General features: G+C 44.2%; 3 protein-coding genes and 1 pseudogene. 1 reads left to right on the plus strand and 3 read right to left on the minus strand.

The genetic code is table 11. The features are described 5' to 3' along the window. Positions 1–206 precede the first annotated feature (206 nt). The 3 genes and pseudogenes from F6J99_RS36505 to F6J99_RS36515 all read right to left on the minus strand — a co-directional run. On the minus strand, positions 207–833 hold the full coding sequence (locus F6J99_RS36505; RefSeq protein WP_293120563.1) for a class I SAM-dependent methyltransferase: 627 nt from the start codon (positions 831–833) through the stop codon (positions 207–209). Between the two features lie 78 nt (positions 834–911). Then, positions 912–2,048 carry a TauD/TfdA family dioxygenase gene (locus F6J99_RS36510; protein WP_293120565.1) on the minus strand — a complete coding sequence of 379 codons (1,137 nt, stop codon included), beginning with the start codon at positions 2,046–2,048 and terminating at the stop codon, positions 912–914. An 8-nt stretch (positions 2,049–2,056) separates the two neighbouring features. After that, positions 2,057–8,416 (minus strand): annotated as a pseudogene (locus F6J99_RS36515) (SDR family NAD(P)-dependent oxidoreductase); the annotation flags it as partial. Here F6J99_RS36515 and F6J99_RS36520 point away from each other — a divergent pair. Next, the coding region (locus F6J99_RS36520; protein WP_293120567.1) for a hypothetical protein at positions 8,407–8,630 on the plus strand (224 nt) is incomplete at its 3' end. The pseudogene F6J99_RS36515 and the gene F6J99_RS36520 overlap by 10 nt on opposite strands.

Raw genomic sequence — 8,630 nt, forward strand, 5'->3', positions numbered from 1 at the left:
GTTTTTAGGGAGCAGGGAGCAGGGAGCAGGGAGCAGGGAAGAGGTAAGAAGTAAGAGGGAAGAGGGAAGAGGGAAGAGGGAAGAGGTGAAAAATAATGTGTACCTCATGAGTCCTAGAAACGCTATAACGGTAGATACAAGGTTGGGTCTCGCGATCGCTCTACCCAACACAACCTACATTTAATCATTTTAGCTGTGCCACGGTATTAGGCGGGCGCTGAGCTTACTTGATACACCCAAGTTTGCAAATACAGAGTAAATTGCCCTTTATCTTCGGCTTTATACTTGTCTCCAAGCTCTGTTAATTTCCACTTTACTTGTACTTCTAAGTTTGCCATTTTGTGTTTAAAATAACTGTTTTCGTAGAAGTCAGGGCGTAGAGTAAAGATAATGTATCCCTTTGGTTTAGTAATACGAATCAACTCATCAAAAGAACTGCTTGGAGCATGTCCATAGGTAAATACGCCACAAGCAGTAACGGCATCAAACGTAGCAGTGGGAAAGTCCAAAGCTTCGCCCAATACCATTGGGTGTAACTCCGTGTAGACATTCTTATTCTTTGCCTCGGCCAGCATCCCTTCGGAAATGTCGATTCCCACTAGGTTGTGATAGCCTTCCTCGTGCAAGGATTTACCCAATGTACCTGTGCCTGCTCCAGCATCTAATATTTGGGCATTTTTGGAGACGTACTTAAGGGTTAGATCGACTATGGGTTCGCGGTTAGGGCGACCAAAGGTTTCGCTTAAATCTCGTTCGTAGTCTTTGGCCCATTGGTTATAGCGATCGCTTAATTCGCGATTATTTTGCGAACTATAGACCCACTCAACTGTCAACTGTATTCTGCTTTTTCATTTTTCCCTGTTCCCTGTTCCATTGTTTCTCGAGAGTTATAAATTCCCAATGCTAAAGTTTCAAACCCAATGTTCTGGAGTATATAGATTTTTGTGTTGCTTAAATCGCTTGGATGCCATAAAGTATTGCCAATCTATATAAAGTGTTTTAAGTTCTCGATAACCAGAATTGGGTTGAAAAGATTGCCGTCCGTGGATAATACGCCAGTTCTGCATTAAAAAGCAATCTCCTGGTTGCATTTTGTACTGGTAATAATATTTAGGGTTATGGATATATTTGCTCAAAGTAGCATAAGCTTTGTAAAATTGCTCTGTTTGATTGAAATTAACGAGAATTTTACAATCTTTATCTGAGAAGCAAATTTCAGTAACTTCTCCCTTATGATTTTGTTTGATAATGGTCTTTTTTTGTGAAAACAAATATTCAAATTCTGGCTCTGTAAAATGCCAAAACTCTACTGGAAACTCACTCAATATTTTACCATACTCAGGATAATCTTGGCAAAAGTCATTACAGACTCTAAAGCCATCAACTAGAATAGATTCGCCCCCAACAACACTATTTTCCAGGCAATATTGTATCGTGACCAAAAGGGAGCTTTCCATAAAACTCCAATCCGTGTGTAAGCGCAAAAAATTATTTGAGTCTGTTGCACTAACAGATGTTGGGATATACTTTATGGTCATAATTGGATCATAGTTGGCATATAAGGTCAAAGGTCCAATAGATTGGGCAAAGGTTTCCAAATTTTGGAAATCTATATTCCTTAGCAGGGTAAATCCTAGCTGAGAAAGTTGGTTCATCCACAAATCCCTTTCAGCACGGAAGTCATACGATATCTGGGGATGTTCATCCAACCAAACTTTATCCCATAGGACTTTTTGATCATGAAGTAATTCTGGTTCTGGATCGTAAGCATTACTCAGTAACCAGGAAATGGAGAAAATGCTTTTCTGATCAGCCTCTTCATTCCACTCAATAATTAGTTGTTCTTCGTCATTTGCTTCGTCAATTTTAATAGATAGTGGTTTCGGAATTTTTGGGATAACACTGCCTTCTTTAATGTGTAATTGAAACCCCTTACTTAAGGGATTACTTTTCCAAACACAACTATTGTTGTATAGCCAAACGTAATGAAATTTTTTGCCGTAAATTATCACAAAATCATCACATTCTATTAGTTTTTTTATACTCATTAGCTTTCTTAGTGAATCATTTTTAAGTTCAAACAAATACTGAGTTCTTTAGCCAAACTGCGAACCTGAGGTTCCATCATCATATTGAAATGATTTCCTGGAACCATCTGAAATTTTAATGGTTGACCTGACAGCTGACTCCAGCCCCAAGTTGGGTCTTTTTGACTCATCGTTTCATCTGGGAGAAAATCATCTCCTGGGTGAACTTCACTAGCCCGGATGAGGGTAATTTGGTTGGGATAGACCTCTTGGGGTAGGTATTGAGTCATGGCTTGCATATTAGCTTTATAAACTCGGAACAGTCGCTTCAGTTCAGTGTCACTAAACACCTTCTCTACCTTTTTCAAAGCTAAAAGGAGAAGGTCTATTTGCTCATCCCAACTCAAATCATCCAAAGTTGATGGTAAGTCTAAGGTTCGCTCGAAAGAGCGTTCAAACATACTTGCCAGCCCCCTTGTATATTTGCTGTCATGCCAATGAATGGCATCTTTTTCATGTTCTACAACAGCTACTTGAATATCCATAATTACCAACAGAGCCACGTCCTGTCCCTGATGGTGTAACTGATTGGCTATTTCAAAAGCCACTTTACCACCAAAGGAGTGACCAGCGAGAAAATAGGGGCCATTTGGTTGTATCTCTTGGATTGCTTTAATATGGTAAGCGGCAATATCAGCCATCTTGGTATAGGGTTCAATGTCTTCATCCAAACCGAGCGATCGCAATCCATAAAATGGTTGCTCAGTGCCCAGATAACGAGCTAACGGTTCCAGTTCAAACACATTGCCTAAAATTCCCGGAAGACAGAAAAAGGGCGGTTTGGAACCGTGGGGTTGCATCGTAACGAGGGTAGAGCAGTAGTCACTCTTACTGTTAGGTGAAGCTGGGGTTCGATTGTCTAAATTTAGAACCTCGACTGCTAGATAATCAACCAGCGCCTCTAGGGTTGGATAATCAAACAGCAGGGTTGAGCGTAGGTTACATCCCAGACTCCTTTGCAGATAACTCCTTAATTCGATTGCCATCAACGAGTCTAACCCCAAATCAAATAACCGTTGCGCTAACTCAATTTTTTCTAGTTCCTTGAACCCTAGGGTTTTCGCTACCAGTTCTCGAACATGGGAGGTAAGCGCATCTCGACGCGCTGATTCGGGTATTCGCTCCCAATCTAACTTTAATGATTGGTTTGATTCCTGCTTAACTGGTACATCTGGCATCAAATACTCATAGAAGGGAGGCGGTTGTTGAAAGGCACCAATCCACTTCGACCAATCAGTCATTGGTAACACCGCCACTTGGGCATTATTTTGCCCAATTAACTGACTGAGTACTTGCATACCTCCCTCAGCCGAAATGACACCCACACCTTCCTCCTCAATCAAGCGTTGCCGATAGCGCTCCCTCATTTTGGCTGCCATGCCAACTTTATCCCACATTCCCCAGTTAATCGACAGTCCTGGCAATCCTAAGCTACGTCGATAATGAGCTAGAGCATCTTTGAATGTATTAGCAGCCATATAAGTACCTTGGCTCATTGAGCCAACTAAAGGCCCAACGGAAGAGAAACAAACAAAGAAGTCTAGGGGTAAATTTTTGGTCAAATGGTGTAGATTCCAAGAACCTGTAACTTTAGGAGCCATTACCTTCTCAAACCGTTCCCAAGATTGCTGTTGAAGAACACCATCATCCAGCACTCCAGCAGCATGAATAATACCTCGTAGGGGTTGGGGACAGGCTGTTAATAAGTGAGTTACATCTTCTGGCTGGGAAACATCGGCTTGGACAACCAAAACCTCGGTTCCCTCTTGCTCTAACTGCCGTACTTCTTCCTGTACCTCTGGTGAAGATACTCCTCGGCGACTGGCTAAAACGATGTGTTTTGCTCCCTGTTCAATCAGCCATTGAGCCGCTTTAATTCCTAAACCGCCCAAACCCCCGGTAATCAGGTAGCTACCCTCTCCTTGGACTAAGGTTGAGGTTGAGCATCCCGACTCTGGCATAGTTAGGACAACTTTGCCAATATGTTTCGCTCCTGCCATAAACCGGAAGGCATCAATCACATTGTCAATGGGGAATACTTTAACCGGTAACGGTTTGAGGCTACCGTCCGCAAAACCTGATATGAGGTTAGCAAACAGCGAGGGGAGTAAGTCTGGATTTTGTTGGTATTCTTCTCCTAATTCAAAGGGAAAGTAAGAGGCATCGGGTCGAAGTTGCTGTACTTTCTGATTATCCCAGATATCGATTTTTCCTAATTCGATAAATCGACCATTCTCGGCAAGTACCTCAAAACTTTTATCGATAAACTCTTTATTAAAACTGTTAAGAACCATGTTGACCCCTTGCCCATCGGTAAGTTGCTTAATTTCCTCAGCAAAATCCAATGTGCGGGAGTTCATCACATAATTAACCCCCATTGCCTTGAGAAAATCCCATTTTCCCTGACTCGCGGTACCAAAGATTTCTGCTCCTGCGCGCCCCGCTAGTTGTACAGCGGCTTGACCTACTCCCCCGGCAGCGGAATGAATTAAAATGCGTTCACCTGCTTGGATATTGGCTAATTCATGAAGGGCATAGTAAGCGGTTAAAAAGGCGGCGGGAATGGTTGCGGCTTCCTCAAAACTGAAACCTGGGGGTTTGAGGGCAACCTGATTGGCGGGGATAGTGACAAAACTTGCTAAACTTCCAGTAGCTAAAGCCATTACGCGATCGCCTATCTGGAAGTGGGAAACATTTTCCCCAACCGCAACAATTTCCCCGGCACATTCAAAACCAAAGGGAACATCACTTGGATTAGTAATCCCTAATTGATTTTCATAATACTCCCTGAGCATTCCCAGGGCATTCAGTACGTCTCGGAAGTTTAACCCGGCGGCACGAACTTGAATTTCCACTTCATCGGGTTCCGGTGGGCGGCGGGTTAGGGGTGCTAACTCCAGATTTTCTAAAATGCCGTAGCTGTCTATTTTCACCCGCACTGGAGTAGGAGATCCCCCATTATCTCCCTTAACAAGGGGGACTTTGACCTTGAGTCGAGGGACATAACGAACCCCTTGTCGATAGCCAATTTGGTCTTCACTCTCTTGAGAAAACAACAGTTCGTCTAGCAGCACTTCCACAGATGATGCCGTTTCCGCTGCTGATGGATCTAAGTCCAAACGCATACACCGGAGTTCGGGATATTCCAGGGAAATGGCTTGACCTAAACCCCATAAGGGAGCCTGTTGGACTTGTAATGGGGCTGAATCTATGGGTCTTGAACCTTGGGTAACTAGCCACAAACGGGGTGATATCTTAGCATTTGACAGGGCTTGAACTAGATGCAAGGCACTACCGGAACCTAGAAGTTGCGATCGCTCTATGGTTGTCTTAGAGTCTTCTGCGATCGCTTCGAGACTCCACAGGTGAACGACTCCCTGCCAAGGCACCGGGTTATCTTCAAATAGTTGTTGGAACTGTTGTGGATCAGCTGGGTTAATTTGATAATATCCAGTAATAAAGTCTTGTTCCGATGTTAATTGCTGATAGCTGGAACCAGGCACAATCAGGGTACAGGAATGTCCCTGGTGGAAAAGATTTTGAGCGAGGGTTTCACCAATTCCATTGCCATCAGCAAAGATTAACCAATAACCGGGTTCACTGCTTTGGGGTTGGGAAATCCCTTCAGTCGGTTCCCAAACCACTTCGTATAAGTGATTCTCTAAATCCGATTTACTATCAATACTGGTTTGATTGGCACGTCGCAAGGATAAACCGGAAACCAATGCTACCAAATTTCCCTGATCATCGAACAGGTTGACTTGAGCGTTTAGGGTTTCGCTTTCATTAGTTGTTGCCTGTTGGAGAGTGGCATAACTCCACAAGTAGCGGGTTGGACGACCGTAGACCCGCAGGTGCTCTAAAATCACTGGCAAGTAGGTTCCCTCTGGTAAGATCGACCCCAGAATATGGAGACCAGCATCCAGTACCGCTGGGTGTAATGTATAGTTGTCTATTTCCTGCCAGACAATTTCTGGTATCCGAATTCGACCGAGAACTGCTCCATCACTTTTCCAGAGTTGTTCTACTCCTTGAAAGCTAGGACCGAAATCAATGTGTTGATATCGCCTTTTTTCGTAGAAGGCTTCGGCGGATATGGCTTCGGTACATTGCTCTTGCCAAGCTGCTAAGTCAAACTGAGTTGGTTGATGTTCTGCCTGGTTGTTTCCCCCCTTTTTACACAGTACAACTTCACCGAAAGCATGACGTATCCAAGTCGTTTTTTGAGGCTTTTCCCGAGCTGGTATCAGACTAAAAAGCTGGAAATAATAGACATCAGTTCCTTGGGGAGTTAAAACCAATTGTATTGTGTCGAGTTCTTCTTCTCCAGTTGATAGAACCAGAGGCTGCTCGATAAATACGTCTTCTAATGTGATGATATTGCCTCGGAAACTGGTTTCCCCGGCGGCTAAAGCTATTTCTAAATAGGCAGTTAAGGGCAGAATTGCGCGATCGAAAATGCGATGATCACTTAAATAGGTCAAATTGTGCCAATGTTGACTGATTTGGGATTGGAAACGAATCTCCTCGGTTCCAGCTAAAGACAATTGTTGACCGAGTAATGGATGGGTGTCAGAGGGGGGAGTATAGTTAGCTACTTTCTTTGGTTCAATCCAATAGCGTTGTCGCTGAAAGGGATAAGTTGGTAAGTGTTCTCGGCGACGCGGGTAATCTCGATCGAACCCCAACCAGTTGACTGGAATGCCTTGTAGATAGAGTTTCACCAAACTGGTTAAGAGTTGTTGCCAATCTGATTGCGGTGGGCGTAAACTTGGTAACCATAAACTCTGTTTTTCTATAGGACTTATAGCAATTTTATCGATGTTTGCTACAGGTTCTTGATCCCCCCTAGCCCCCCTTAACAAGGGGGGGATAAGAGTGGAGTCCCTTAACAAGGGGGGGATAAGAGTGGAGTCTGAAGTCCCTCTTTCTAAGGGAATACCTGTTTTTTTATCTGTAGGACTTATAGCAATTTTATCGATGTTTGCTACAGGGTCTTGATCCCCCCTAGCCCCCCTTAACAAGGGGGGGATAAGAGTGGAGTTTGAAGTCCCCCTTTCTAAGGGGATAAGAGTGGAGTCTGAAGTCCCCCTTGTTAAGGGGGATTTAGGGGGATCGTCTACTAACAAACACTGACGCCCCATTCCTAATAAAATCGGTTTCGGACCAATTTCTAGGAATATCTCTACACCCTGCCGTTCCAAACTGTTCATGGTGGCAGCAAATTGAACGGGTTGTCGGATATGACGAACCCAATAGTCGGGAGTAGCTATCTCATTGGTTGCCACCTGTCCGGTGAGGTTGCTAATTAGTTTAAGATGTGGTACATAAAAACTAACTTGTCGAGCAATAGTCTCAAATTCTGCTAAGATTGGCTCCATCAACGGTGAGTGAAACCCATGGGAAACGGTTAATTTTTTGGTTTTAATCCCTTCAGATTCTAGGGTTTCACAAATACTGTCAATCGCTTCTTGTTTACCGGAAATTACTACACTTTCTGGTCCGTTAATTGCTGCAATTGAAACGTCGTTTTCGTAGGGTTGAATGGCTTCTTTAACCCGCTCTGGAGGAGCCAACAGGGAAACCATTGTCCCAGTTTGAGGGAGTGCTTGCATTAGTCTGCCACGGTGGGCGATTAATTTCAAACCGTCTTCTAAACTGAAAACTCCAGCTACACAAGCCGCGACATATTCCCCGACACTATGACCAATAACCACATCGGGTTCTATCCCCCAAGATTTCCATAACTGGAAGAGGGCATACTCTAGGGCAAATAAGGCGGGTTGGGTATAGGCAGTCTGCTCTAGGGTGTGGGGTGTGGGGTGTGGGGTGTGGGGTTTGCTGCTAACGCACCAAGCTGCGCTAACGGAGTTTGGGATTTGTTTCTCTTTGTTCTTTCCTCTTGCTTCCCCTTGGGGATACAGTACTTCTAGTAAAGGGATTTCCAGATAGGAACGCAGAATGCGATCGCACTGTTCGAGTGTGTCACGGAAAGTGGGTTGGGTATCGTAGAGTTGACGTCCCATGTTGAGATATTGGGAGCCTTGCCCGGTAAATAAAAATGCGACCCCTGCTGTTTTTTCTGAAGTCTTCGTCTGGCCTAGTATTTCAGGTGTAACGTTCGCTAATTGTTCCTGCAGTTGCGATCGCGATTCTACAACAACTGCCAACCGATGGTTAAAATCTTTACGCCCCACATTTGCTGTAAAACAAATATTGGCTAGTTCTGTTTCTGGGTGAGATTCCAGGTAAGTCAAATAGCGTTCTCTCAACTCGTGCAATGCCTTCTCGGTCTTAGCGGATAAGGTAAAGATATGGGATGAACGCTCCCAATTCCCAATTCCCCATTTCCCATTCCCGATTCCCGATTCCCGATTCCCGATTCCCGATTCCCGATTCCCTGTTAAAGGTGCTTCTATTACGGTCGATGTCCCCTATTACGGGGAGCACCTCCGCTCCAGAACCGTGCATGAAACTTTCGCCTCACACGGCTCCTGAGTATCTTTTTGACTCCAGTGAATCTGTTGGTGACAACTTTGGTGA

The organism is Moorena sp. SIO4G3, from assembly GCF_010692305.1.
GTDB lineage: Bacteria > Cyanobacteriota > Cyanobacteriia > Cyanobacteriales > Coleofasciculaceae > Moorena > Moorena producens_A.